Source organism: Jannaschia faecimaris, from assembly GCF_900107415.1.
Taxonomy (GTDB): Bacteria; Pseudomonadota; Alphaproteobacteria; order Rhodobacterales; family Rhodobacteraceae; genus Jannaschia; species Jannaschia faecimaris.
Map to the genome: position 1 here is coordinate 1 of NZ_FNPX01000003.1, position 25,775 is coordinate 25,775.

Below are 25,775 nucleotides of genomic sequence, written 5' to 3' on the forward strand. Positions count from 1 at the left end.
TCATCTTGCATCCTTGGCGAAGTACGCGGCTGCCTTTTTTAAGATATCGCGCCCCTCAGTCATCCGCGCCAGCTCGCGCTTGAGCCTCCGGTTCTCAGCCTCGTGGTCCACAGATGATGCCTGTGACGCGGCTTTCGCATACAACTTCATCCATTTGTAGAGCGAGTAAGTGCTGACGCCTAAGCGCTCTGAAACCTCACGAACGGCGTACCCCCGCACTGCAATCTGATGCACCGCATCACGCTTAAAATCTTCACTGAAATTTGGCTTCCCCATAACGGCCTCCCTGCCTCAAAATTAGGGAAGAAAGCGTCTACAATACTAAGGGCTATTCAGAGATCTGGCACCGACATCGTCTAACTTCTGAGCTACGGATGCCAATCGCTCAGGATGAGCTGAGGGTCTGAAAGAAGGCTGAAATCAGAAACAGGATAGGCTGCGGATAATCTGCGGCCTGTTTTTGTTTTCTGGCTCGTAGCCGATAACTTGCTCTGGTGTTCAGCCCGGCCTACGTCTGTGAAGCAGTGACGCGATGTCGACGCCCTCGGTCCCCGGCCACCTCGTCAATGTGCACGGATTTCTTGTAAAATGTGCGCGAAACTATCCAAAGAGTGGAAAGTTTGCTTGGCGACACAGCTCAGGGCGGAGCCTGCCCGCTCAACTGCACTTCGAATAGCCGCAGCTTGCGCAGGTCGCGCAGCCTTCTGCCATGTGTACGTCAAAGCTGCCGCAGTTCGGGCAGCTCGGGCCCGGCGGCGCGGTCGGCCTGATGTCGGCCTGCGCGTGGGCAGGATCGATCTTCAGGCCGAGACCCTCGCCCTTCAGGAACCCCGTCGCGACCATATGCTTTTCGATCACGCCGCCGATGGCTGCCAGAATCGAGGGGACGTATTTTCCTTGCATCCAGGCCCCGCCGCGCGGGTCGAACACCGCCTTCAATTCCTCCACCACGAAGGACACGTCGCCGCCACGCCGGAAGACCGCGCTGATCATCCGGGTCAGGGCAACGGTCCAAGCGAAATGCTCCATGTTCTTGGAGTTCACAAAGATCTCGAACGGGCGTCGCTTACCTTCCAGCGTGATGTCGTTGATCGTGATATACAGCGCATGTTCCGACTGTGGCCATTTGATCTTGTAGGTCTCGCCCGTCAGGCGTTGCGGCCGGTCGAGAGGGTCGGCGAACGTCGTCTTCGTGGCGGGGACGGAGGGTTCGGGGGACGCTTCCTCGCTCAGGACACTTCCTGTAACTGCATTCGGGCGATAGGTCGTACATCCCTTGCAGCCCTGTGACCACGCCTGCATGTAGACGTCCTTGAAGGCATCGAAGTCGATTTCCGCGGGGACGTTGATCGTCTTGGAGATGCTGGAATCCACCCAAACCTGCGCGGCGGCCTGCATGGCGACGTGATCGGCGGGGGTCAGGTCGGCAACGCGAACCATGTGCCCGGGCAGGGGCAATGTGCCGTGCAGTTCGCGCCAGAGTGCGACAGCGTAATCCTCAACCACCTCCTCGGTTCGGGTGCCGTCGGGTTGCAGGACCTTGCGGGTGTAGCTGTGCGCGAAGATCGGTTCGATGCCCGAAGATACGTTCCCCGCCAGCAGGCTGATCGTGCCGGTGGGCGCGATGGATGTCAGCAGGGCGTTGCGCAGCCCGTGTTCCGCGATCAGGGCGCGCGTGTCGTCGGACAGTCGCCGTATCATCGGCGCGGCCAGGATCGCATCGCGATCATAGAGCGGGAACGCCCCCTTTTCGGCGGCCAGCCCGGCGGAGGCGGCATAGGCGGAATTGGCGATCACCTCCAGCCAATCGCTTGTGGCGGCCACGGCGTCCGGTGCACCGTAGCGCAGCCCGCACATCGCCAGCGCATCGGCCAACCCCGTGACACCCAGCCCGATGCGCCGCTTGGCGCGCGCCTCCTCGGCCTGCTGGGGCAGGGGGAAACGGCTGGCATCGACGACGTTGTCCATCATGCGGATCGCGGTGGCTGTCAGGTCGGCAAGTTCGGTTGGGTCCAGCCTAGCCTCCGCCGTGAATGGATCACGGACCAATCGCGACAGGTTCACCGATCCCAGCAGACAGGCACCGTAGGGCGGAAGGGGTTGCTCGCCGCAGGGGTTGGTGGCTGCTATCGTCTCGACATAGGAAAGGTTGTTGGTGGTGTTGATCCGGTCGATGAAGATCACGCCCGGTTCAGCATAGTCGTATGTCGCCTGCATGATTGCATCCCAAAGATCACGGGCGCGGATCGTGGTGTGGGTCTTGCCCCCGAAAACAAGCGGCCAGTCGGCGTCGATCTCCACCGCCTCCATGAACGGATCGGTGACGAGGACTGACAGGTTGAACATCCGAAGCCGCGTGGAGTCGGACTTGGCCGCCACGAAGTCCAGAACATCGGGATGATCGCAGCGCAAGGTCGCCATCATCGCACCGCGCCGGGATCCGGCGGACATGATCGTGCGGCACATCGCGTCCCACACATCCATGAACGACAATGGCCCCGAGGCATCGGCGGCCACCCCCGTGACTCCCGCGCCCTTTGGCCGGATGGTCGAGAAGTCATAGCCGATACCGCCCCCTTGTTGCAGGGTCAGCGCAGCTTCGCGCAGGGCGGTAAAGATTCCGGACATGCTGTCTTCGATGGTGCCCATGACAAAGCAATTGAAAAGCGTGACTGCGCGCCCCGTGCCCGCGCCCGCGACAATGCGCCCCGCTGGCAGGAAACGGAAATCCTGCAAGGCGTCGCGGAAGCGGTCCTGCCAGGCGGAGGGATCCTGCTCCGGGTCGGCGAGGGCTTTGGCGACCCGATCCCAGGTGGCGTCGATATCGGCATCTATCGGGGCACCGTCTGCTGATTTAAGCCGGTATTTCATGTCCCAGATCTGCTCCGCTATGGGGGCGGCAAAGGTTGAGGACAGTCGGCGGGCGGTGTCGGGCATCACAGTCACGTTTCGCTAGGGATGGTTGCGCGCATGGGTGGGAAGTCTAGATATACGTTATCCGCCGGGAGAATCCTAATGATCAATCTCATAAAGCTGTCCGTGGGCACCGAGGGAATCGAGGACTTGGCAGCGTGGCAACAGACCCCGCGTGCCCGTGCCAGCGACGGCTTGCCGCGCCATGTCACCCGCATGTGGCCCAAGCGCGAGACGGAGATCCTGGATGGCGGTTCGATCTACTGGGTCATCAAGGGGGCGATCCAGTGCCGTCAGCCTATCGTTCGGTTGGATGAGGTGATCGGTGGTGATGGTATCCGTCGTTGCGCCATCGTCCTCAAGCCCGGCCTAATCCCTGTTGCGGCGTCCTTGAAGCGGCCGTTTCAGGGTTGGCGCTACCTCAAGCCCGAAGATGCGCCCATCGACCTCGATCCGGCCCGCGCTTCGGAGCAGCCTCTGCCCGCCGAACTCTCGGTTGCGCTTGCGGAAATCGGCGTGCTCTGAGCGCGCAGGTCGCAAATCGCCCCCGTCCCGTCGGACCCGATTGCGTCCCCTTCGCCCGATCCGTCAGATTGGCGGCATCACGAGCGAGGACGGTCCATGAAATCCCATGTCAAAGCATTGATCGTCGGCGGCGGTGCCGTGGGCACGGGCATCGCGTATGCGCTTTCCAAGGCGGGCTGGCGTGACATCGTTCTTTTGGAGCGTGACGAGCTGACATCCGGATCCACCTGGCATGCGGCGGGTCTGCTACCACTGTTCAACATGGGCTATGCCACCAGCCACATCCACGACCACTCCGTGAAGATGTACAAGCAGTTGGAGGAGGAAACCGGTCTGAACCCCGGTTTCAGCGTCGTCGGAAACCTGCGCATGGCCCAAAGTCAGGAGCGTATGGACGAATATGCGCTCTATGCTTCCACCGCCGAGACGGTGGGCATTCCGTATGAATGGATGACGCCTGATCAGATCAAGGAGCGCTGGCCGCTGGTGCGGACCGACGACCTGAAGGGTGCGATCTTCCATCCGACGGACGGCTATATCAACCCAGCGGACGTCACGATGGCCATGGCCAAGGGGGCGCGCGACCGGGGTGTCACGATCGAGCGGCGCTGGCAGGTGGACGGCTATGACTGGCAGGGCGACCATTGGGCGGTCACCGTCACGAAGATGGTCGAGAAGGGGGGCAACCTGATCCCCTCTGAAGAGCAGACCGTGATCCACGCCGAGCATGTCGTGACAGCGACCGGCAACCACGCGCAGCGCACCGCGCGCCTGCTGGGCGTAAAGATCCCCGCGATCCCGGTGGAGCACCAGTTCATCGTGACCGAGCCGGACCCGGCGCTGGTGAATTACCGCAAGAGCAACCCGGAGCATCCCGTCCTGCGCGATGCCGATGGCAAGTGGTACGTGCGCGAAGAACGCGGCGGCTGGATCCTGGGCCCGTACGAAAAGAACGCGCCCGCGCGTTTCCTGTATGACGTTCCCGACAGCTTCCGCGCCGATCTGTTCCCCTTGGATCTGGAGCGGATCGAGGAGGAGTACATGTCCTTCATCCACCGCATTCCGTCTTCGGAGACGACCGGCCTCAAGGATGATTATAACGGCCCCATCTGCTACACGCCCGACGGTAACCCACTGGTTGGTCCGGTGCCGGGCCTGCGCAACTTGTGGCTGGCCGAAGGGTTTTCGTTCGGCATCACCGCCGCCGGTGGCGCGGGGCATTACCTCGCCCAGATGATGACCGAAGGCGAGGCCGAGATCGACATGGCCTCGCTCGACCCGCGCCGGTTCGGACGGTGGATCACGACGGAATACGCCGCCCGCAAGAACGAGGAGGCCTATGACCACGTCTATATCCTGCACCACCCCGACGAGGAGCGGCCCGCCTGCCGCCCTCTGAAGACCGCACCCAGCTATGACCGGATGAAGGCCCGCGGCGCGCAGTTCGGCTGCGTCAACGGTTGGGAGCGCCCCAATTACTTCGGGCCGCTGGATGCGCCCGACAGCTTCGACCACGACGCCCGGTCTTTCCGCCGGGGTGGCTGGTGGCAGCATGCCGTGGATGAGGCGCGCGCCGTCCGCGAAACCGCAGGCATGATCGACGCGACCGCCTTCACCAAGCACAAGCTGCGCGGGCCGGGGGCGGCGGCGTTCCTAGATTGGTTCACGACGAACAAGCTGCCCAAGGTCGGGCGTATCAACCTGACCTATGCGCTGACGGCGACCGGCACGACACGCACGGAATACACCATCGTTCGGCAGGCCGAGGATACTTTCTATCTGGTCTCCGCAGGGGCGTGGCAGAGCTACGACAGCGATTATCTGGCACAGGCGATGAACGACACCGTGGACCGTTTCGGGCCGATGTGGCTGGACGATTGCACGGCGCAGCATGGCGTTTTCGCGCTGGCCGGGCCGACGTCCCGCGCGCTCCTGAACGAGCTTGTGCGGGATGCGGATGTGTCCACGGTCCTGTCGAACAAGCGTTTCCCTTGGTTGTCGGCCCGTCGGCTTGAGCTGTTGATGTGCCCGGTGAACGCGATCCGCGTGGCTTATACTGGTGAGTTGGGGTGGGAGCTGCATCACCCGATGGAGATGCAGAACTATCTGTTCGACCGCCTGATGGAGGCCGGGGAAGGTCACGGCCTGAAACTGGTCGGAGCGCGGGCGCAGAACTGGCTGCGGCAGGAGAAGAGCTACCGCGCCTTCGGAACCGAACTTGGCCGCGATGCCTCGCCGCTTGAGGCCGGGCTGGACCGGTTCGTGGACCTGTCCAAGGATTTCCACGGCAAGGACGCGATGCGGGCCATCGGCATTCGGTCAAAATGCGTCACCGTCCTGATCGACGGTCCGTCCGACGCAGACCCGTGGGGGCGCGAGGCGCTTTATATGGGTGACGAAAAGGTCGGGCGCTTAACCTCGGGCGGCTATTCGGTCGCATTCAACAAGAGCATCGGGATGGGCTACGTCCGCCCGGAGCTTGCCGTTCCGGGCACCAAGTTGAAGGTCCGGATGCAGCGGCAGCTCTGGGACGCGGAAGTGACCGAGGACAGCCCCTATGACCCGACGAACGCGCGGATTCGCCAAGACGGTTAAGCGCCTGATCCTGCTGATCCTGGCCTTTGCCGCCGGGGCCGCGACCCACCGCGCTATTACGCCGATTTCGCCGCATGACGTACACGTCAGCGGGGACGGGGCTGCCCAATTGGCCGAGGCGCTTTTCACTTGGCCGGGCCCCGAGCGTGCCGGTGATGCGGCGATCGCGACGACGCAGGTCATCACCGTGCGTCGCTGGCAAAACCTTGAGGGTTTGACCGATATCGCGCGGCTGTGCGGTGTGGCCTGCGACGGGCGAGCGGGTGTCGTGATCCTTCGTCGGCCATCCCTCAACGGGTTGACGCGGGTCGTTTTGGTCAATCTCGGCAATTACGGTGCAGGCGAGATGTTGGACGCCGGGCAGCCGATGCCGGATCAAATCGTCGCTTGCGTCGTGCAGGGCATCGAAACCGCGCGCAACGACGGGCGAGTCAATGTCACTGAGTGCGATGTGCCGGAGCACGTAACATTGCTCCGCCCCCGGCTCTGGACACCAAGACCCCAGTAGCCGGAGATCCTGCGAGCTTTACAGGCGCGGCAACACCGCGATCGGCAGGCCCAGAACGCTCAGTTGCCCATCTGCCAGCGTGACGGGCACCTGCGCTTCGCCGTCGCTTCTTGCCAGCCCGCCGATCCCGCCATTCAGGACCGCGGCCTCGCCGGGTGTCAGCAGACCCTGCGCGACGGCGTTCAGGATCAACGGTTCCCAATTGCGCAGGCCCAGCATCAGGGCACCGGCGGGAAAGCCGTCGCTCCCGACCGATACCTCTCCCGCCAGGTTGGCGCGTGTTTCGCCCCATGTGACCTCGGCCCGGCGTATCAGAACGCTCTGCACCTGCGGCGTGCGGCCCGGACCGACTGCGTCCGTGAGACCGACCTCGACCTCGATTTCCACCCCGTCAATCAGCTCCGGCAATCGCTCGGCCGGGTCCAGTGCGGCGCGGACGCTAGGTGAGAGGGTCAGCCGGGAAAGCGACAGTGCCACGTCATGCGCAGTCTCTCCCCCCGCCTGCCGGGTTGCGAATCGGCCTGTCGCAACTTCAACCCAGAGGTCGGCCAGGGCCACGCGCAAGGCCTCCATCGTCACGGTGGACCGGTCAAGCACCGGCTGCGCCGAGGCGGACAGGACAACCGACGCACGCAGGTCGGCGTTTGTCACGTCGATAGCCTCCCCGGGTACCTCGAAGGACATCCGGGGTGGGGCGACCGCGATCACATGATTCAGCCGGTAGGCCAGCGAAAAGACCTGCACGAAGGGTGCCGACCATTCGACCGTGCCATCGGGCGTGGTCACACGCGGTTCGCTCACCGTGGTGTCGAATCGGTTTGGAAAGCCAGCGACAGAAAGGTCATCATAGGCGATGGTCCAGCCCTGCGCGCGGGCCGCGTCGATTCCGGCAATCGCGCCCTGTTGGGCGGCGCGCGATCCGATGAACCACCACCCGCTCCAAAGTGCCGCGACCACCACGGTCACGATTGTCATCCACTTTGCCATCCTCGGCCCCTTCACCATTCCGCGCGCCCCGTCTATCGGGGGGGAACACCACGCGAAAGGACCGGAGATGACCAATCCCGACGAACTCTGGGTGTTCGGCTATGGCTCGCTCATCTGGAACCCGGGGATCGAGGTGGCCGAAATGAAACTGGCTTCGCTCGCCGACTTCCGGCGCAGCTTCTGCATGTGGTCCATCCACCATCGCGGGTCCGAGGAAGAGCCGGGTCTCGTCCTGGCTTTGGAGCCACACGCGGGGGCGACCTGCACGGGGCTGGCCATTCGCGCGGCGGACCCCGACGCCGCGCTGGCGGAGTTGCGCGCGCGGGAGTTGATTTCCTCGGCCTACTACGAGCAGCACATCACGCTGCTGGATACGGATGGCACCCCGATTACCGCGCTGGCCTATGTCATCGACACGAACCACACACAGTATTGCCCCGACCTGACGCTGGAACACCAGGCCCAGATCATCGCCAACGCGGTGGGTGGTCGCGGGCCGAACCATGAATACCTGACCCGGACATCCGCCGGGTTGACGACTCTGGGCATACAGGACGACGACATGGGGTGGCTGGTCACGCGTGTGCAACAGATCATGGATGCCAGATGAGGCCCCATTGTGAGGGGGCGGTGCCCCGGCTAGGGTTTTTTGCAATCACAAGGGTCCGCACGGGGCCACAAGGGGCAGATGTCACGCGAACCGCTTGAAACAGGCACGCAATTCTCTCAGCCGATCCGTCAGATCGTCCAGATGCTGGTCGTGCTGGGGGCGGTCACGGGCGGTGTGGTGCTGGCCTATCCGCAGGTATCGCCGATCTTCGCCGCGAATCCTTGGCTCAATGGCACGATCATCCTCGTGTTCTTTCTTGGTGTGCTGGCCTGTTTTGCGCAGGTGTTCCAGCTGTTCAGCTCCGTAAGCTGGATCGAGGGATTTGCCGAACAGCGCCTGGGCCATGACATCACACGCCCGCCGGGCCTGCTGGCCCCTTTGGCCGCCTTGTTGCGATCTAGGTCGGCACGCAGCCAGATATCCTCATCCTCGTCGCGCTCGATCCTCGATTCGGTCGGTGCGCGGATGGAAGAAGCCCGAGATATTACGCGGTATATCGTCAACACGCTGATTTTTCTGGGTCTTCTGGGCACGTTCTGGGGGCTGGCTACGACAGTTCCCGCAGTCGTCGATACGATCCGCAATCTGAATCCCGACAGTGGCGAAGGCGGCGTCGCGGTCTTCGGACGTCTGATCGGCGGTTTGGAAAGTCAACTCGCGGGTATGGGTACGGCCTTCGCGTCGTCCCTGCTGGGTTTGGCCGGATCGCTGGTTGTGGGCCTTCTGGAATTGTTCGCGGGGCATGGCCAGAACCGCTTCTACCGCGAGATGGAGGACTGGCTGTCGTCCATCACCCGCGTGGGCCTCGTGGGCGATGGTGGCGAGGAGACCATCGACCAGTATTCGCTGGCCGCCGTTCTGGACCATATGAATTACCAGATGGAGAGCTTGCAGGACATGTTCGCCAAGGCCGAGGCCGGGCGTTTGGCGGCCGACAGCAAGATGGCCAGCCTTGCCGAGTCGGTGGGCGCGATGGCCAGCCGGATGGACGGCGGGGCCGGGACCGCAGAAGCGCTGAACCGGGTGGCGGAAGGCCAGCAGAACATCGTGACCGTTCTGCAGGGGTCGGTGGGCGGAACTGGCGATGGCGGATTGGACGCCGAGAGCCGGATGCGCCTTCGGTCGATCGACGTTCAGCTTCTGAAGGTGTTTGAAGAACTGCAGCAAGGTCGTCAGGCCGCCATCGACGATCTGCGCGGCGATCTGGGGTCCCTGACGCGGACGATGCGCCAAATGAACCGCCTTTTGCAACTGTCGTCTGGGCAGGTCCATCGGGACAACGGCGAAGGCGGGGGCTGACATGGCCTTCACCCGGCGTAGCGGACAGCGGTTCACGGCCAACGTGTGGCCCGGCTTCGTCGACGCGATGACGGCGCTGCTTCTGGTGCTGATGTTCGTGTTGTCGATTTTCATGATCGTGCAGTTCGTCCTGTCGGAAACCATTGAGGGGCAGGGTCAGGAGTTGGACGCGCTTGGCGAACAACTGGCCTCTCTCTCGCTGGCGCTGGGATTGGAGAACCAGCGGGCCGCTGCCTTGGAGGACGACGTCGCGGCGCTGGGGGCGGAACGGGACAGTCAGGCCGCGATGATCGCGACGCTTTCGGCGCAACGCAACGATCTGACCGCCCGCGTCGCCAGTTTCGAGGAGCAGGTGGCCAGTCTGATCGCCACGCGCGACCGCCTGAGCACCTCGCTGGAGGAGACCGAAGGCGAACGCAGCACACTCGCCGGGCAACTGGAGACGACGCAGGGAGAGCTGACGCGTATCATCGACGAGCGGGAGGCGTTGCAATTAGCCCTTGCCGCAGCTCGCGAGGAGATCGACGCCGAAGCCGAGGCCGCGCGCCTGGCCGCCGCACAACGCGACGCCACCGAGGCGCTTCTGGCCGATCTGCGGGCCGAGGCGCAAACGCGGGAGGCGACGCTGGCCCAGACGCTCGCCGCGCTAAACGGTCAGCAGGCGCAGGCCGAAACCTTGCAAGCGCGGGTCACCGATCTGGAAGCGTCGGTTGACGAGGCCGAAGCCGCCCGCCTCGCCGAACTGGCCGCCGCCGAGGCTCTGCGCGCGCGGCTGTCCGATGCAGAAACCGAATTGACCGAAGCGGAAGCCGCGCAGCTTGCCGAAGCCGCGGCCGCGCAGGCTCTGCGGGATCGGTTGGCTAATTCCGACGCTGAGCTGACGGCGATGACGCTGGCGCTGGAAGAACAACGGCAGGCGGCGGAGGACACCCTGACATTGCTGGCTGCGACCGAGGTGGCGCGTGACGACCTGACCGATCGGTTGTCGCAGGCGCTGGTCGACCTCACGGCCAACCGGGACGCGGTGACGTCGATGGAAGAGCGTCTTTCGGTGGCGTTGGCCAGCCTGAGCGAAAGCGAGGCGACCGAAGCGGAACTGCGGGCTGAAGTTGCGCGATTGCAGGCGACCTTGGACGCGCGGGGGGGCACGGTTGCCGAGGCCCAAGCGCGTCGGGCCGAGTTGGAGTTGCGGCTGAACGATGCGCTGGCCGCGCAGGAAGCGGCGCGGGCCTCAGAAGCCGAGCTGCGCGATGCGCTGGCTGCGGAACTCGCGCAGCGGCTGACCGCTGAAGGCGAGATGGATGCGGCGCTGAGCGATGCCGAGCAGACGGCGATCCTTCTGGGCCGGGCGCGTGCGGAGCTGGCCGAGGTTGACGGCGAACGCATCGCCGCCCAGCGGGAGGCGGCCGTCCTGAACCAGCAGGTCGCCGAACTGCGTGCGCAGCTGGGCGGGTTGCAGACCCTTCTGTCCGACGCCGAGGCGCGCGACGCCCAGGCGCGGGTGCAGATTGACAGCTTGGGAAGTCGCCTGAACGCGGCCCTTGCCCAAGTCGCCGCCGAGGAGAAGGCCCGCGCTGAACGCCTGGCCCGCGAGGCGCAGGAGTTGGAGCGCTTCAAGTCGGAGTTTTTCGGCCAGCTGCGCGACGTTTTCGCCGGGCGCGACGGGATCGAGGTTGTGGGAGATCGCTTTGTCTTCTCGTCCGAGGTGCTGTTCGCGCCGGGCGACGTGCAATTGCAGAACGCAGGACGGGAGCAGATCGCGCAGGTTGCGAGTATCATTCTGGGCGTGGCCGATCAGATCCCGGCGGACATTGATTGGGTGCTGCGTATCGACGGACACACCGACGACGTGCCGCTTCTGGGGCTGGGAAAATACGCCAACAACTGGGAATTGTCGCAGGGCCGCGCACTTTCGGTCGCGCTCTACATGATCAACGAACTGGGCGTTCCGCCCGACCGGGTCGCGCCCACCGGTTTCGGCGAATTTCGTCCCGTCGATCCGCGCCAAACACCCGAGGCACGCGCCCGCAACCGGCGGATCGAGCTGAAGCTGACGGAGCGCTGACGCCCTAGCGGCAGTAAGGACCAGAGCGGTAACTGGCCACATCAAAGTGGAAATGGTCGCGGTGGAAGCGGTCGCTCTCGGGCCCCAAAACCGTGCCGAACGGCCCGCAGGCCCGCACCCAAAGCCTGCGCAGAAGCTGCCCCTTTGAGCTGCGCCCCCAATCGTCGAGGACCGTCAGCCGCTCACCGTTGGCCAGCTCGATGGCCGAGATGTCGATGGCATTGCCCTTGGAGTGTTCGCTGAGCTTCGCGCCGGCTTGGCTGTTGCGCGTGCGACAGCTGTAACCGGCAGCGACCTGCAGGGCGACAGCCCCGCCTCCGGTACGCCCGATCGTGGGCAGTACGCCCTGCTGCACCCAATCGTCCAATGCGCGGGCCGTGGTGCAGTTCATACGGGTTGGCCGGCTCAGCGCGACGCCGCCGACGCCGGTAATGCGTACAGGGTCTGCGATGCCGCAGGCCCCGGCCCCTTTGACCGGCTCGACCCGCGTTCCCTGAATCGAGTTGCGGCCGCATGTCCCGCCGCTGTCTTGGGATCTGCGAGGTGTGCGGCTGGCGGCGAGGACCGGGCCGTTTGGGCGAGATATCGGGCGGGCAGATTGGCGCAGACCGCTACCTGCGTCGATGCCCCGTGTGGGCGAAGGGATCGACGCCGGGTTCATCAGGGCCAGCCGGTCGTCCGCCGAAAGGCGCCTGACCGGGCGGATCGAGCGGGGGATCGCGGTGACGACCCCGGCGTCCGTTGTGCCGCGCGTCGACATCAATTTGACCTCAGGCATCGGACGGGGCAGGGGGCGGACCTCCGCCGCGGCGGGGACAGCCAGAAGGGCAAGTGCGAGCAACCACTTCAAGACGCATCCCCCCGACCGAAGTTGGGCTTGTCGGTGTCCTGCCCCGCCTCGATGATCCCGCGGCGGATAGCGCGCGTGCGGGTGAAGTAGGCGTGCAGGTGGTCACCGTCGCCCTTGCGGATCGCACGTTGCAAGGCAAACAGTTCCTCGGTGAAGCGCCCGAGGATCTCCAGCGTCGCCTCCTTGTTGTTTAGGAATACGTCGCGCCACATCACCGGATCGCTGGCCGCGATGCGGGTGAAGTCACGGAAACCGGCTGCTGAGTACTTGATGACTTCGCTGTCCGTGACACGGCGCAGATCGTCCGCCACGCCCACCATCGTGTAGGCGATCAGGTGTGGCGCGTGGCTGGTCACGGCAAGCACGCGGTCGTGGTGATCCGGCTCCATCGTGTCGACGTTCGACCCCATCGCACGCCACAGTCGCGCCAGGCGGTCCGCCGCCTCGGGTGCGTCGCCGGTGGGTGTCAGCAGGCACCAGCGGTTATCGAAAAGCTCGGGAAAACCGGACCGGGGGCCCGAATGCTCGGTCCCGGCCAAAGGGTGCGCGGGGATGAACGCGACCCCTGCGGGCAGGTGTGGGGCAACCGCGTCGATAACCGCCCCCTTGACCGAGCCGACGTCGCTGACGGTGGCACCGGGCTTCAGGTGTGGAGCGATCTCCCGCGTGACGGTTTCCATAGCGCCGACCGGCACACACAGGACGACAAGATCGGCGTCCTTCACGGCCTCTGCCGCCGTATCTGTCACGCGGTCGCAGAGACCCAATTCGATCGCGATGCTCCGAGTCTCGGGCGAGCGGGCGGTGCCGACGATCTCCCCGACGAGCCCGTCCCGTTTCATGCGCAGCCCCATCGAGCCGGCGATAAGCCCTAGACCGATCAGGGCGACGCGTTCATAGAGCACATTCATCGGTTCTGCGCGCGCCATGCCGTCAGCGCCTCCAGCAGGCGGGAGGTTCCGGCTGCGTCGCCCACCGTCATCCGAAGGCAATGCGGTAGGCCGTAGTTAGCTGGGTGGCGCACGATCACGCCCATCGATTTCAGGAAGGTGTCGCAGGCGCGCGCCTCGTCCGCGTCGGCAAAGCGGGCGAGCACGAAATTTGCCTCTGAGGGGTCGGAGGGCAGACCGAGGTCGGCAAGACCGGCGCGCAGACGGGCGCGTTGCTCGGTGTTGTCAGCCAAAGACAAGGCGGCGAAGTCCCGGTCGCGCATCGCGGCCTCGGCGGCAGCCAGCGCCACGTTCGACAGGTTGAACGGCCCGCGCAGCCGGTTCAGCACGTCGATGATTGCCTGCGGTCCATATCCCCAGCCCACGCGCAGGCCGCCCAGTCCATACATCTTGGAGAAGGTCCGCGTCACGAAGACGTTGTCCCGCGTTGTCGCCAACCCCAGCCCGCCATCGAAATCGGGCACGTACTCGGCATAAGCCCCGTCCAGCACCAAGAGGCATCCGTCGGGCAAACCGTCGGCCAGCCGTGTGACATCCTGCCCGTTCAGGAACGTGCCGGTGGGGTTCGCGGGGTTGGCAATGAAAACCAATTTCGTGTCGTCCGTAACACCCGCCAGAAGGTTGTCGACATCAACGGTCCGGTTTGTCTCGTCCACCTGCACGGGCGTGGCCCCGGCCCCGCGCGCGCTGATGGCGTACATCAGGAAGGCGTATTCGGTGTGCAGTACTTCGTCCCCCGGACCGACATAGGCTTGGCAGAGCAGGTGGATGATTTCGTCCGATCCGACGCCGCAGATGATGCGATCGGGGTCCAGCCCGTGCACCTCGGCAATGGCGGTGCGCAGGCCCGCGTGGTCGGTGCTGGGATAGAGGTGCATCGTCTGCGCGGCCTCGGCGGCTGCGGCGCGGGCGCTTTCGGGGGCACCGTGGGGGTTTTCGTTGGACGACAGTTTCAGGATGTCCGTCACGCCATCCACCTTGGATGCGCCGCCCACGTAGAGGTCGATCTCCATGATCCCCGGCTGGGGTTTCGGTGCGGCGGTCATGTCGTGGCTCCGGGATAGGTCGGGGGTGTTCTAAGCGCCCCGGACCGACGGGGCAATCCTGACGGTATGTCGCGCATCACAGGAAGCTTTGCGGGTCGATGTCGATGCTCAGGCGGGTGGAGCGGGGCAGGGTGATGCGAGCGACCCACTCGGCCAGGGCGGGCTGGATCGGGGCCTGTCGCGGGGCCTTGACCAGAAGTCGCACACGGTGCCGCCCCCGGATGCGCGCGATTGGTGCCGGGGCGGGGCCGAAGACCTCCGCGCCTACCTGGTCCAGCGGCTGCGTGTTCCGCGCCAGCGCGTTGCCCACGTCGAAGGCGACCGCGCCATCCGGATCCGAGATGACGATCCCGGCCATCCGGCCGTAGGGCGGCACGCCCGCCGCGCGGCGCTGATCGGCCTCCTCGCGCAGGAAGGCCTCCTCGTCGCCCGACAGGATCGCGCGAATGACGGGATGTTCGGGTTGATACGTCTGAAGCAGGGCAACACCCGGCTTGTCGGCGCGGCCAGCCCGACCCGAGACCTGTCGCATCAACTGGAACGTGCGTTCCGCGGCGCGCAGGTCGGAGCCTTGCAGGCCGAGGTCCGCGTCGATCACTCCGACCAGCGTGAGCTTGGGGAAATTGTGCCCCTTGGCCACCAGCTGCGTGCCGACGATGATATCGGCCCCGCCCTGGGCGATTTCCTCGACCTTGGCTTTCAGGCTGCGGGCCGAGCCGAACAGGTCCGACGACAGGATCGCGACGCGCGCTTCGGGGAAGAGCGTGGCGACCTCCTCGGCCATGCGCTCCACACCGGGGCCGACGGCGGCCAGCTTACCCTCCACCCCGCAGGACGGGCAGGCGGGCGGCATCGGGGCCGTCTCGCCGCATTGGTGGCACATCAGCCGTTTCTGAAACCGGTGTTCGACCATCCGCGCGTCGCATTGGTGACAGGCGACCTGCTGGCCGCAGGCTCGGCAGAGCGTGACGGGGGCATAGCCGCGACGATTCAGGAAGATCAGGCTTTGTTCGCCCGCGATGATCCGCGCCTCGATCGCCTGCTTCAGGGTTGGGGAAATCCAACGCCCACCCGGCACTTTCTCGTCCCGCATGTCGATGGTTGACAGCTTGGGCAGAACCGCCTCCCCGAACCGCGACGTGAGGTCCAGACGCTTGTATTTGCCCAATTCCGCGTTAGCCCAACTCTCAAGGCTGGGCGTCGCCGTGGCCAGCACCACCTGCGCCGCTTCGCAGGACGCGCGCAGCACCGCCATGTCGCGGGCGGAGTAGAGCACGCCGTCTTCCTGTTTGTAGGACGTGTCATGTTCTTCATCCACGACGATCAGCCCAAGGTTCTGGAACGGCAGGAACAGCGATGATCGCGCGCCCACCACCAAACGCGCCTGTCCCGTGGCGACCTTGGACCAGCAGCGGCGGCGTTCGGCCTGTGTCACGCCCGAATGCCATTCGGCGGGGCGCGCGCCGAAGCGGGCCTCGACCCTGTGCAGAAATTCGCCCGTAAGCGCGATTTCCGGCAACAGGACCAATGCCTGAAGGCCCCCTGCCAGCGCCTCTGCCACGGCCTCCAGGTAGACTTCGGTCTTGCCCGATCCGGTAACGCCCTTGAGAAGGGTCGTGCCATAGGTGTCCGAGCGGACGGACGCCCGCAGGGCGCTTGCGGCGACCATCTGATCCTCCGCCAGTGCCTTGCCGGCGCGATCCGGGTCGAGCGTCGGATAATCGGCGTCACGCGGTGTGTCTTGTTCCAGAACGGCCCCGGACTTTACCAGCCCCTTCACCACGCCGGTCGATACACTGGCCATGTCCGCAAGCTCCGACAGGGCGAAGACGTCGCCGGGGCGTTCCCTCAGCGCGGCGATCACGCGGGTGCGGGCCTCGGTTGCGCGATCCGGCTCTCCGGTGCCGAGGGCGTAGACGCGGCGCTTGCCCGGCGCTTCGCCCAGACCTGGCGCGCGCAGGCCGAGTCGCAGCATCGCGGAAAGGGAGGTCAGGGTGTATGCGGCGGCCCGTTCTGTGAAGTCGCGGAAGGCGTCTGACATCGGCGGCACGGGAAGGATACGCAGGATCGGGCGCAGCTTCTCCACCGGCCAGTCACCCGCCGCCTTGCCCCAGACGACGCCCAGTACCTTGCGGGGCCCGAGCGGCACCTCGACATAGGCCCCGTCTTCGATGCCGCCGGCGGGCGCGCGGTAATCCAGTGCGCGGTCCAGCGGCTGGGTGGTGAGCACGGCGACGGGGGTGCCGGGGGCATGAAAGTGCGACATGGGGGTCATATCGCCCCTGCGGGCCTCCATTGCCAGAGGGTGTTCAGGCGGCCCGCCGCGTCAGGGCCATGACCAGACCCATTCCCATCAACGCGATGCCGCCGCCCTGCGTCAGCCGGCGCAAAACGGCGGGCCGCTTCAGACCCGCTCGCATCCGGTCAGCCAGCAGGGCGTAGGCGATGGCATTGACTGTCGCGAGGCCCACGAACGTCGTCGTCAGGATCGCGAACTGTGGCATGAGCGCAGCGTCGGGACGGATGAATTGCGGCACGAAGGCGATGAAGAAGACGATGGACTTGGGGTTGAGCGCGGTGACCACCGCGGCATGACCGAAAACCGCTCGCGCCGGAACGTCCGCCGCGCGCCCTATATCGCTTAGTCTGGCGGACCCCGCAGAGCGAAACAATTTCCATCCCATCCAGATCAGGTAAGCCGCGCCGATCCACTTGAGCACGGTGAAAAGTGTGGCGGACGCCAGCACCAGCGCGCCCAGACCCGCAAGCGACGCCGACATGGCGATCGCATCGCCCAGGGCGACTCCGGTGGCAGAAGCGATAGCGACGCGCCGGCCTTGGCTAAGCGCATAGCTCATCACCAGCAGGATCGTCGGACCTGGGATCAGCAGAAGGGCGGTTGAGGCGGCTACGAAGGTAAGCCACAATGTCATATCCATTGACGCCTGGTCCTTAAGTTATGTTTGCGATAACATCACACCGTAACTGATAAGACTGAACCACACCCACCCCGAGGACAAAATGAAATTCTTCGTTGATACCGCCGACATCGATGCCATCCGCGACCTGAACGAAACCGGCATGGTCGATGGCGTGACAACCAACCCGTCGCTGATCGCCAAGTCGGGTCGCGACATTATGGAAGTGACCAAGGAAATCTGTGATCTGGTGGATGGTCCGGTCTCGGCCGAGGTCGTTGCACTTGACCACGAGTCGATGCTGGCCGAAGGTCGCCACCTTGCCAAGATCGCCGACAACATCTGCGTCAAGGTGCCACTGACATGGGCCGGTCTGCGCACCTGCAAGATTCTCTCGGACGAGGGCACCAAGGTGAACGTCACCTTGTGCTTCAGCGTCAATCAGGCCCTGCTGGCCGCCAAGGCCGGGGCCACCTACATCAGCCCCTTCATCGGGCGTCTGGACGACCTGAACCTCGATGGAATGGACCTGATCCAGGACATTCGCACGATGTACGACAACTACGGCTACGAGACCCAGATCCTTGCCGCGTCGATCCGCACTGCGAACCATATGAAGGACGCCGCCTTGATCGGGGCCGATGTCGCCACCGCGCCGCCCGGCGTCATCAAGGCGATGGTCAATCACGTGCTGACCGACAAGGGCCTGGATGGTTTCATGGCCGACGTGAAAAAGGCGGGCATCAAGATCCTGTAGGGGGCCGGTCGGGCCTCAGGGTCACACCCGCGCGCAATGACAGGGCCGGGGGCGTTTTTGCGTCCCCGGCTTTCGTTATCCGTGGTATCCCGCTCGGAAACCGGCATCAGACCGAAGAGAGAGCAGATGGCAGAAAACACCGCCCGCATCGCGGCACCCGATTGGCGTGACCGCGTTTTGACCAACCCCGATTTGATCCTGGAAGACCGCGATTTGATGCGCGCGCTCATCGCCGCGAACGAACGGCAGATGGGCAAGAACATCGTTGACCTGCGCGGGATTGCGATGGAGCGGCTGGAGGCACGGCTGGACAGGCTGGAAGATACGCACCGCAGCGTGATCGCCGCCGCCTATGAGAACCTCGCAGGTACGAACCAGATCCACCGCTGCGTCCTCAAGTTGCTGGAGGCGGAAAATCTGGCGCATCTTCTGGACCTGCTGCCGGGCGACTTGGCCGATATCGTGCGTGTGGACCGTGTGCGGCTGGTGCTGGAAAGCCCCGCCCCGTCCAAGGCCCCCCACCCGACCGTCGCTCCCGTCGACCCCGGGTTCGTGGCTGAATACATCACCCAACGTCGCGCCGTGCCCGTGCGCCAGGTCACGCTGCGGCAGTGCAACCCCGCGTCTGAATGGGTGTTCGGCGAGGATGCCGGCTGGATCCGGTCGGAAGCCCTTTTGAAGATCGACCTCGGCGAAGGCAAATTGGGCGCGATGTTGGTTTTCGGAGCCGAGGATCCGCACCAGTTCCGCGCCAACCAGGGCACCGAACTGCTGACATTCTTCGCACAAGCCTTCGAGTGCGTTTTGCGCAGGCATCTGGGGTGACAATCGAGATCTCTCCGGGTGCGCGCGATGCATTGTCCGCCTGGATTGATCACATGCGCGCGTTGGATGGGGCGGCAGAGAATACGCTGACCGCCTATGCACGAGACGTTACAGCCTTTCTGAGCTTTCAGGCCGGGCATCGCGGCGGGCCGATGGGCCTGTCGGAGATCGCGTCAATTCGAACGCCCGACATGCGTGCCTGGATGGCTGATCAACGGTTGCGCGGCACCGGCCCCCGGTCGGTCGCGCGCCACTTGTCGGCGGTGAAATCCTTTTTCCGCTGGCTGTCCGAGCGGGAAGGCTTTGATCCCACCGCGATTCTGTCGACCCGCGCGCCGAAATTCCGCAAGCCACTGCCTCGCCCGGTCTCCAAGGGCGCGGCGAGAGACCTGATCGAAACAGTGGGGATGCAGCACGAGACGCCTTGGATCGCGGCGCGAGATGTGGCCGTTGTGACTGTGCTTTACGGGTGCGGGCTTCGCATTTCCGAAGGTCTGTCCCTGACTGGCGCGGATGCTCCGCTCAAGGACATGCTGCGCATTCGTGGCAAGGGCGGCAAGGAGCGTCTGGTTCCCGTACTACCCGCGGCGCGCGCCGCCGTTGACCGCTACGTCGCTGCCTGTCCCTTCGACCTAGCCGCCGAAGGCCCCCTCTTTCGCGGTATGCGGGGGGGCGCGTTGAACCCCCGGTTGGTGGCCGGCGTCATGGAGCGGGCGCGGATGCAGTTGGGCCTGCCATCCTCGGCGACGCCCCATGCCCTGCGGCACAGTTTTGCAACGCACCTGCTGGAGGCGGGGGGCGATCTGCGCTCCATCCAGGAACTTCTGGGCCATGCCAGCCTGTCCACGACGCAGGCCTACACCGCTGTCGATCAGGTGCATCTGATGGAAACCTACGCTCGCGCCCATCCGCACGGTCGTTGAGGCTCAGTACCTAAATCACTGCGCCTTTCACTGTGTTTGGAACTGACGTGGACAGCTTGGGTACATGGATGCCGCGTCGCTCAACCTTGTGGGCGCAGGTCGCGGAGCGGCACTGACGGTCAGTCGGGGTCTGAGTAACCCCGCGGCACGCCGCGCAGACAGGTCAGGAAGCTGTTTGTCCACCAGGCTATATCCTGTTCGAACACGGTCTTGCGCAGGACGGCATGCCGGTCCCGTCGTTCGTCCAAGGGCATTTCGATCGCCCGCTCGATCGAGTCTGCAAACCGATGCCTGTCGAACGGATTGACGAGGATTGCTGCCGACATTTGTTCGGCGGCCCCCGCGAAATGCGACAGGATCAGCACGCCTGGATCTTCCGGGTCCTGCGCGGCCACGAACTCCTTCGCGACAAGGTTCATCCCATCGGCCAAGGGCGTCACCAGTGCCGCATCGGCGCGGCGATACAGGCCCGCAATCACATTGCGTTCGAAGCTGCGCCGGACGTAACGAATCGGTGTCCAATCAAGGTCCGAATGTGCCCCGTTGATCGACCCGGAGGCGCATTCCAGTTCCTCGCGAATGTCCTGATACGCTGTCACATCCTCGCGCGAGACGGGGGCAATCTGAAGGAATGTCGGACGGACCGAACCTGACTTGCGGCGCGACAGGTAGTCGCCGAACGCCTCGAACCGATGAACGAGGCCCTTGGAATAATCCAGCCGGTCGACGCCGATCAGAAGCGGTGCCTTGGGGGCCAATTGCAATTCGGGTGTCGGAGCGGATTCGGCGGTGTCGCTGAATCCCTTTGCGTCGATCCCGATCGGAAAGCTTAGAAGACGGAACGTCCGGTTCTCCCTCCGCCAGCAGCCATTCGGCAACTGCTCCGCCTTTGGGTCGTGGCGCAATGTTTCATCGGCGGAGGCGACATCGCGCATGGTTTGCAAGCCAAACACGTCATGGGCCGCGATCCAGGACGACAGGGCCGCCACTTGGGGCAGGGCCATTACGTCGGTCGGGTTTGGAAAAGGGATATGCAGAAACAGGCCGGTGGGGTTCTTCACGCCCAGATACCGCAACTCCTGTGCGACCATCAGAAAATGGTAGTCCTGAATCCAGATCACGTCGTCTGGCTCGGCGATGTGGGCGATTGCTCGCGCCACACGCCTGTTCACGGCCGCATAGGCCTCAAAATCACCGTCTTGAATGTCGAGAAGGTCGGGGCGGTGGTGGAACAGCGGCCAGAGTACCGAGTTCGCATATCCCAGATAGAAGCCGTGATGCTCCTCCTCGGTGATGGCAAAGGTCGCCCTGTCATAAATGCCCGACCCGATCGGGGTCAGCCCGTCAAGAGCCTGTTCGGTTGGGTCAGCAGCTCCAATCCACAAACCGCCGCCGCCGGACAATGCCTCGTGTATCGCGAAAACGAGACCACCCGCAGGTACGTCACCCTTTGGAATGCGGTTCGAGACGACGATGATTCGACCCGGTCTATTTGTACCGTTGCTTGTCCTGGCAGGGTCCATTGTTTCAGGAGAGCCAATCATCCAGTATTTTCAACAGGGCGGCCGGGTCGTGCAGGCGGGCCTTGGCGACCGATTCTGCCTGCCCGATCTTGATCCCCGTCCCGCCCATTTCCTGGACCAGTTCCAAGGCAGGTTCATCTGTGAGGTCGTCGCCCGCAAACACCGGAATTGTTCCCTGGAACATTGGCAGGTCAAGCAAGCGCTTCAGGGCGATGTCCTTGCCCACACCTTCCGGTTTCAACTCGTATGCCATGAGCGCGGGTTGCAGGCGAAACCCGTCCGCCGCCATCGCCAGGCTTTCCATGAATCGCAGGGCCAGCGCACCGTGGTGGTCGGCTTGGCGGTAGTGCAGCACGACGCCCGACGGTTTCGGTTCAACAAGGAACTCGGGCCGTAGAACCGCAAAGTCCTCGGCCAGTCGAGTTAGGAGGCCGATCGTATTGTGGTCGAGACCGATCGTATTCTCGTGCTTGCCTTCATGGCGAATTTCCGCCCCGTGCGTGCCGATCAAAGTGCCCCGAAAGGTCGGTAAGAACCGTTCGATGGTTTCGATTGACCGCCCCGACACGAGCGCGACACGACCGTTCAGGCGGTTCATCGCGCGATCAAGGATATCGCTTACCTCGTCCGACACGAGAATCCCTTCGGGACGCTCGGCGATATCTACAAGTGTTCCGTCGAAATCCAGAAGAAGCGTGGCTTTGTCGAGTGGTGGCAGCGCGGTTGACAGATCCTCGTCTTCGACCGCGTCGGGCTGTCCCATGAATCCGGTCATTTGATAGAATTCCATCGGTTCGCTGCCTCCATATGTTACTCGGCTGCAATTTTCAGTGCTGGCTCTTGTCGCAACTCCTGTACGGCGAGAGTCGCTTCTACAATACCATCTGGATTGCCGCAGTCGAACCGCTTTCCTGAAAACCGGAAAGCGTGGATGCCACCGCTGATCGCGATTGCGTCGGTCAACTGAATTTCGCCGCCCGCACCGGGGGCTGTGCCGCGGAGCGCGTCGAACACATCCTTGGTGACAATGTAGCGTCCGACAGCCGCAAGCGTGGAGGGCGCGTCGGCCGGGGAGGGTTTCTCGACCAGACCGGCCGCGGCCGTTACCGCAGACGCCCCTGGCGTGCAGTCGAAGATGCCGTAGCTCGACACGCGATCGCGGGCTACGTCCTGCGCGGCGATCAGGCTGGTCATGCGACCTGCGTCGAAGGCGGCACCCATTTCGGCCAAGCACGGTTCGCCAAGCATCAGGTCATCGGGCAAGACGATCCCGATCGGTCCGTCCAACAGGTGATCGGCGGCCTGCAGCACGGCGTGACCCAAGCCGAGAGGCTCGGGTTGCATGACGAAAACGACGTCTACGTCATCGGGGACGGTCGCATTCCGTACTGCCTCCAACAGGTCATCCTTGCCCTTCGCCTTCAGCCCCGTTTCCAAACGCAGGTCGGGGCGCAGATAATCCTCGATGGCCGATTTGTCGGGGTGCGAAACGAAGATCAGTCGCTTGGCCCCTGCGGCTAACGCCTCCTCAACGGCAAATTGCAGCAACGGCGTATCGTAGACCGGCAGCAACTCCTTTGGGGTGGCCTTGGTCGCGGGTAACATGCGTGTGCCCATGCCAGCGACGGGAAAAATTACTGTGGCGAGGTTGGTCATGGCAATTATCCTGTCAATTTGTCAGACATCATTCGTATAGCCGAAGAACCCCCGAGAGGCTTGGCGGGTTCCGCCGGGTTCGGGTTGCAGCCCGCGATACGGCCCATTTTTCTGCGGTTGCAGCGTTCAGGGCGAATATGCCTAATTTTTGAGCAGGTGCGGAATGCGGGACAGATCGCCTCGCATATCCCGAGTCGCACTCTCCCGTGCTTCGGGCACCCGCAATCGCATCAGATAGCTTGGATGTAATGTGACCAGCAGGGGGCGTCCGTCTTTCGTGCGCTCGATAGTTCCGCGCCGACGCAGCAAGTCCCGCCCGTCACCCGTGAGCGCATGCAGGGCCGTCGCGCCCAATGCCACGACAAGTTCGGGTTCGACGGTCGACAATTCGCGGTCCAGCCACCAGCGGCAGGCATTCACTTCTCCGGTGCTGGGAGTTTGGTGCAGGCGGCGCTTGCCCTTCTGGACAAACTTGAAATGCTTCACAGCGTTGGTGACATAGGCATTCTGGCGGTCCAGCCCCGCCTCTTCGGCCAGCTGGTCGAAAAGCTGCCCGGCGGGACCGGTGAAGGGTCGCCCCTCGATATCCTCCCGGTCGCCGGGCTGTTCGCCCACGATCATCAGGCGCGCATCGGCGGGACCCTCGCCGGGCACAGCCTGCGTCGCCGGGCCGTACAGGGGACAGCGGGTGCAAGCGTCAATCTCACCGTGCAGGGCGGGCAGGCTGACAGGCCGGTGGATCATCGGCGCAGGCACCGTCTGATCGACCCGCCGACCCGGACGCGGCGCGCTGGCACCGGCGTTGTGCATCGCCTGTGTTCGGGCGCGCGCGCTCGCGATCAACTCGGGGATGACCTGCGCCTCGGGCAGGTTTTTCCAGTATTTCTTAGGCATCTCCGCGCGCATTGCGCCGGGCTTCAACCGCGCCGGATTGAAGATGTTACTATAGTATGTCGTCCAGAGCTGTTCCAGCGGGTCGTCCGTGTGGGGGCGTCGACTGTCGATCGCGTGCAGTGTCAGGTTCGCATCGTGGAAGCGGATCGTCACCTCGGGCGTGACAATCGTCCAGTCCATGTCACCGAAACGGTTGACGAAGAAATCGGCCACGGGCTCCTCGATCCGGTGGGTGGGCTCGAACCAGGCGGCGAACCTGCGTTTTCCTTCACCGGAAACTTCGCGGAACCGGACGAAAGCATGCATTTTATGCAGATCGCGGTGGATCGACTTGGCGATGTCGCGGGCTTGCGCCACGTCGCGGTCCGCCCGGTTCGACAGCAGTTTCGGCTCTTCCTGCAACCGCATGAGCAGGACGTAGGCCAGAGTCATGCCTTTCCCCGTCCGTTCGGGGATCAGGCTACGGGTGAGGTCGGTGAAGCTGGTCGGCACCCTTAGGTCGCCTCGTTCTACTGGCAGCGGAGCGTTGAACATCGAGGCGTCGTCGCCCTCCAGTCCCCATTCGACCTGAGCGGCGGGGACGCCGGCGCGCGCCAGACGCCGCGCCATCCCGCGCCAAGCGGCATGCGTCCCGATGCGTGGCAGCCGGGGGGCGTACACCTCAGAACAGTTCCATCTGTTTGGGTTTCACAAATCGCGCTCGCAGATCCGACGCGTCCAGCATCTGCCCGGGTGTGTGCCCTCGCGCCACGACGAAGGACGAGGCTTGCTTCACGCGACCGCCCATCCGGCGAATGTCTTGCAGCGCCAAGGCTCCGTTGCGCCGGGCGGCAATGATACGCTGTACGATCTTGGTGCCGAAGCCCGGCACACGCAGCAGGGCCTCCTTGTCGGCCCGGTTCACATCCACTGGAAAACGGTCGCGGTTGGCCAGCGCCCAGGCCAGCTTGGGATCGACGTCAAGGTCGAGCATCCCCGCCCCATCGCGGGTCACGATTTCGTCCAGCCCGAAGTCGTAAAACCGCAGAAGCCAGTCCGCCTGGTACAGTCGGTGCTCGCGCATCAGTGGCGGATCGACCAACGGCAGCACGGCGCTGGCATCCGGGATCGGCGAGAAGGCCGAATAATAGACCCGCTTCAGGCCATATGCTCCGTAAAGCCGGCTGGCATTGCCTAGGATCGTCGCATCGTTCGCCGCGTCCGCCCCGACGATCATCTGGGTCGACTGTCCGGCGGGCGCAAACTTGCCGCGCCGCCGGCCGGTATGGGTTCGGTCGGCATAATCCTCCTTGGTCAAACGGACCTTGCCCATGGCCTGACGAATGCCCGCGGGGTTCTTTTCAGGGGCGAAGGCGCGCACGCTCGCATCTGTTGGAAGCTCCACGTTGATCGACAGACGATCGGCGGCCAAGCCGGCGCGCTCGATCAACTCGGGTGAGGCGTCGGGAATCGTCTTGAGATGGATGTACCCGCGAAACCCGTCAGACCGCAGCCTTTCAGCAATGCGCACCATCTCCTCCATCGTGTAGTCCGAAGACTTCAGAATGCCCGACGACAGGAACAGCCCCTCGATGTAATTGCGGCGGTAGAATTCGGTCGTCAGCCAGACTACTTCGCCCACCGTGAAGCGCGCGCGCGGGACGTTCGATGAGACGCGGTTGACGCAATACGCGCAGTCGTAGACGCAATAGTTCGTCATCAGGATCTTGAGCAGACTGATGCAGCGGCCATCGGGTGCATAGGCGTGACAAATGCCCGATCCAGTGGTCGAGCCGAGGCCCTTGCCATCCCGCGACCCGCGCTTGGTCGTTCCCGAACTTGCGCAACTGGCGTCGTATTTCGCAGCATCGGACAGCAGCGCCAGCTTATCCTGAATCGTCATTTTAACCATGATGTTCACACTATGTTCCACTTTAACCCCAAGCAACCCG

The 25,775-nt window shown here is 64.1% G+C and carries 21 protein-coding genes and 1 pseudogene; 9 read left to right on the forward strand and 13 right to left on the reverse strand.

Features of this window, described 5'->3' with window-relative positions; all coding sequences use genetic code 11:
• Positions 1 to 276, reverse strand: a pseudogene (locus BLV27_RS04400) (transposase); the annotation flags it as partial.
• 381 nt (positions 277 to 657) lie between these two features.
• Positions 658 to 2,937 carry an adenosylcobalamin-dependent ribonucleoside-diphosphate reductase gene (locus tag BLV27_RS04405; RefSeq protein ID WP_092643039.1) on the reverse strand — a complete coding sequence of 760 codons (2,280 nt, stop codon included), beginning with the start codon at positions 2,935 to 2,937 and terminating at the stop codon, positions 658 to 660.
• 78 nt (positions 2,938 to 3,015) lie between these two features.
• Here BLV27_RS04405 and BLV27_RS04410 point away from each other — a divergent pair, with 78 nt between their 5' ends.
• The 3 genes from BLV27_RS04410 to BLV27_RS04420 all read left to right on the forward strand — a co-directional run bounded on the left by BLV27_RS04410 (position 3,016) and on the right by BLV27_RS04420 (position 6,541).
• Positions 3,016 to 3,438, forward strand: coding sequence for a DUF1489 family protein (locus BLV27_RS04410; protein ID WP_092643042.1), 423 nt, complete (start codon positions 3,016 to 3,018; stop codon positions 3,436 to 3,438).
• A 96-nt stretch (positions 3,439 to 3,534) separates the two neighbouring features.
• Positions 3,535 to 6,033, forward strand: coding sequence for a GcvT family protein (locus tag BLV27_RS04415; RefSeq protein WP_092643045.1), 2,499 nt, complete (start codon positions 3,535 to 3,537; stop codon positions 6,031 to 6,033).
• Positions 5,996 to 6,541, forward strand: a complete 546-nt coding sequence (locus BLV27_RS04420) for a hypothetical protein (RefSeq protein WP_092643048.1) — start codon at positions 5,996 to 5,998, stop codon at positions 6,539 to 6,541. The genes BLV27_RS04415 and BLV27_RS04420 overlap by 38 nt, the downstream gene beginning before the upstream one ends.
• Before the next feature lie 18 nt (positions 6,542 to 6,559).
• Here BLV27_RS04420 and BLV27_RS04425 read toward each other — a convergent pair whose 3' ends face one another.
• Complete coding sequence (locus BLV27_RS04425) at positions 6,560 to 7,528, reverse strand: DUF2125 domain-containing protein (protein ID WP_170831347.1); 969 nt, start codon at positions 7,526 to 7,528, stop codon at positions 6,560 to 6,562.
• 67 nt (positions 7,529 to 7,595) lie between these two features.
• Here BLV27_RS04425 and BLV27_RS04430 point away from each other — a divergent pair, with 67 nt between their 5' ends.
• From BLV27_RS04430 to BLV27_RS04440, 3 genes are all read left to right on the forward strand, one after another.
• Complete coding sequence (locus tag BLV27_RS04430; protein WP_092643056.1) at positions 7,596 to 8,138, forward strand: gamma-glutamylcyclotransferase; 543 nt, start codon at positions 7,596 to 7,598, stop codon at positions 8,136 to 8,138.
• A gap of 78 nt (positions 8,139 to 8,216) precedes the next feature.
• A complete protein-coding gene (locus BLV27_RS04435) occupies positions 8,217 to 9,437 on the forward strand; it encodes a biopolymer transporter ExbB (protein WP_092643059.1) in 1,221 nt (406 codons plus the stop codon).
• Between the two features lies 1 nt (position 9,438).
• A complete protein-coding gene (locus BLV27_RS04440; RefSeq protein WP_092643062.1) occupies positions 9,439 to 11,502 on the forward strand; it encodes a peptidoglycan -binding protein in 2,064 nt (687 codons plus the stop codon).
• A 4-nt stretch (positions 11,503 to 11,506) separates the two neighbouring features.
• Here the strand turns inward: BLV27_RS04440 and BLV27_RS04445 are convergent, their stop codons facing one another.
• The 5 genes from BLV27_RS04445 to BLV27_RS04465 all read right to left on the reverse strand — a co-directional run bounded on the left by BLV27_RS04445 (position 11,507) and on the right by BLV27_RS04465 (position 17,287).
• Positions 11,507 to 12,352 (reverse strand): extensin-like domain-containing protein, encoded by an 846-nt coding sequence (locus BLV27_RS04445; RefSeq protein WP_244504537.1) that lies wholly within the window; start codon positions 12,350 to 12,352, stop codon positions 11,507 to 11,509.
• On the reverse strand, positions 12,349 to 13,263 hold the full coding sequence (locus BLV27_RS04450) for a prephenate/arogenate dehydrogenase family protein (protein ID WP_092643827.1): 915 nt from the start codon (positions 13,261 to 13,263) through the stop codon (positions 12,349 to 12,351). The genes BLV27_RS04445 and BLV27_RS04450 overlap by 4 nt, the downstream gene beginning before the upstream one ends.
• Positions 13,260 to 14,348 carry a histidinol-phosphate transaminase gene (gene hisC, locus BLV27_RS04455; protein WP_092643066.1) on the reverse strand — a complete coding sequence of 363 codons (1,089 nt, stop codon included), beginning with the start codon at positions 14,346 to 14,348 and terminating at the stop codon, positions 13,260 to 13,262. Before hisC ends, BLV27_RS04450 begins: the two co-directional genes overlap by 4 nt.
• Positions 14,349 to 14,424: 76 nt before the next feature.
• Positions 14,425 to 16,614, reverse strand: a complete 2,190-nt coding sequence (locus BLV27_RS04460; RefSeq protein WP_092643829.1) for a primosomal protein N' — start codon at positions 16,612 to 16,614, stop codon at positions 14,425 to 14,427.
• 43 nt (positions 16,615 to 16,657) lie between these two features.
• Entirely contained in the window at positions 16,658 to 17,287 is a 630-nt protein-coding gene (locus BLV27_RS04465) for a LysE family translocator (protein ID WP_092643069.1), read from the reverse strand.
• Positions 17,288 to 17,369: 82 nt separating this feature from the next.
• Here BLV27_RS04465 and fsa point away from each other — a divergent pair, with 82 nt between their 5' ends.
• The 3 genes from fsa to BLV27_RS04480 all read left to right on the forward strand — a co-directional run bounded on the left by fsa (position 17,370) and on the right by BLV27_RS04480 (position 19,771).
• On the forward strand, positions 17,370 to 18,023 hold the full coding sequence (gene fsa / locus BLV27_RS04470; RefSeq protein WP_092643072.1) for a fructose-6-phosphate aldolase: 654 nt from the start codon (positions 17,370 to 17,372) through the stop codon (positions 18,021 to 18,023).
• A 126-nt stretch (positions 18,024 to 18,149) separates the two neighbouring features.
• On the forward strand, positions 18,150 to 18,848 hold the full coding sequence (locus tag BLV27_RS04475; protein ID WP_092643075.1) for a DUF484 family protein: 699 nt from the start codon (positions 18,150 to 18,152) through the stop codon (positions 18,846 to 18,848).
• Positions 18,845 to 19,771 (forward strand): tyrosine recombinase XerC, encoded by a 927-nt coding sequence (locus BLV27_RS04480; RefSeq protein WP_092643078.1) that lies wholly within the window; start codon positions 18,845 to 18,847, stop codon positions 19,769 to 19,771. The genes BLV27_RS04475 and BLV27_RS04480 overlap by 4 nt, the downstream gene beginning before the upstream one ends.
• Before the next feature lie 119 nt (positions 19,772 to 19,890).
• Here BLV27_RS04480 and BLV27_RS04485 read toward each other — a convergent pair whose 3' ends face one another.
• The 5 genes from BLV27_RS04485 to BLV27_RS04505 form a co-directional block, all read right to left on the reverse strand.
• Entirely contained in the window at positions 19,891 to 21,294 is a 1,404-nt protein-coding gene (locus BLV27_RS04485) for an alpha,alpha-trehalose-phosphate synthase (UDP-forming) (protein ID WP_092643081.1), read from the reverse strand.
• A gap of 4 nt (positions 21,295 to 21,298) precedes the next feature.
• Positions 21,299 to 22,084, reverse strand: coding sequence for a trehalose-phosphatase (otsB, locus tag BLV27_RS04490; RefSeq protein WP_092643084.1), 786 nt, complete (start codon positions 22,082 to 22,084; stop codon positions 21,299 to 21,301).
• Positions 22,085 to 22,104: 20 nt separating this feature from the next.
• A complete protein-coding gene (locus BLV27_RS04495; RefSeq protein ID WP_092643087.1) occupies positions 22,105 to 22,950 on the reverse strand; it encodes a UTP--glucose-1-phosphate uridylyltransferase in 846 nt (281 codons plus the stop codon).
• A 141-nt stretch (positions 22,951 to 23,091) separates the two neighbouring features.
• Entirely contained in the window at positions 23,092 to 24,504 is a 1,413-nt protein-coding gene (locus tag BLV27_RS04500) for a UdgX family uracil-DNA binding protein (RefSeq protein WP_092643090.1), read from the reverse strand.
• 1 nt (position 24,505) lies between these two features.
• Entirely contained in the window at positions 24,506 to 25,735 is a 1,230-nt protein-coding gene (locus tag BLV27_RS04505) for a putative DNA modification/repair radical SAM protein (RefSeq protein ID WP_092643831.1), read from the reverse strand.
• Positions 25,736 to 25,775 lie beyond the last annotated feature (40 nt).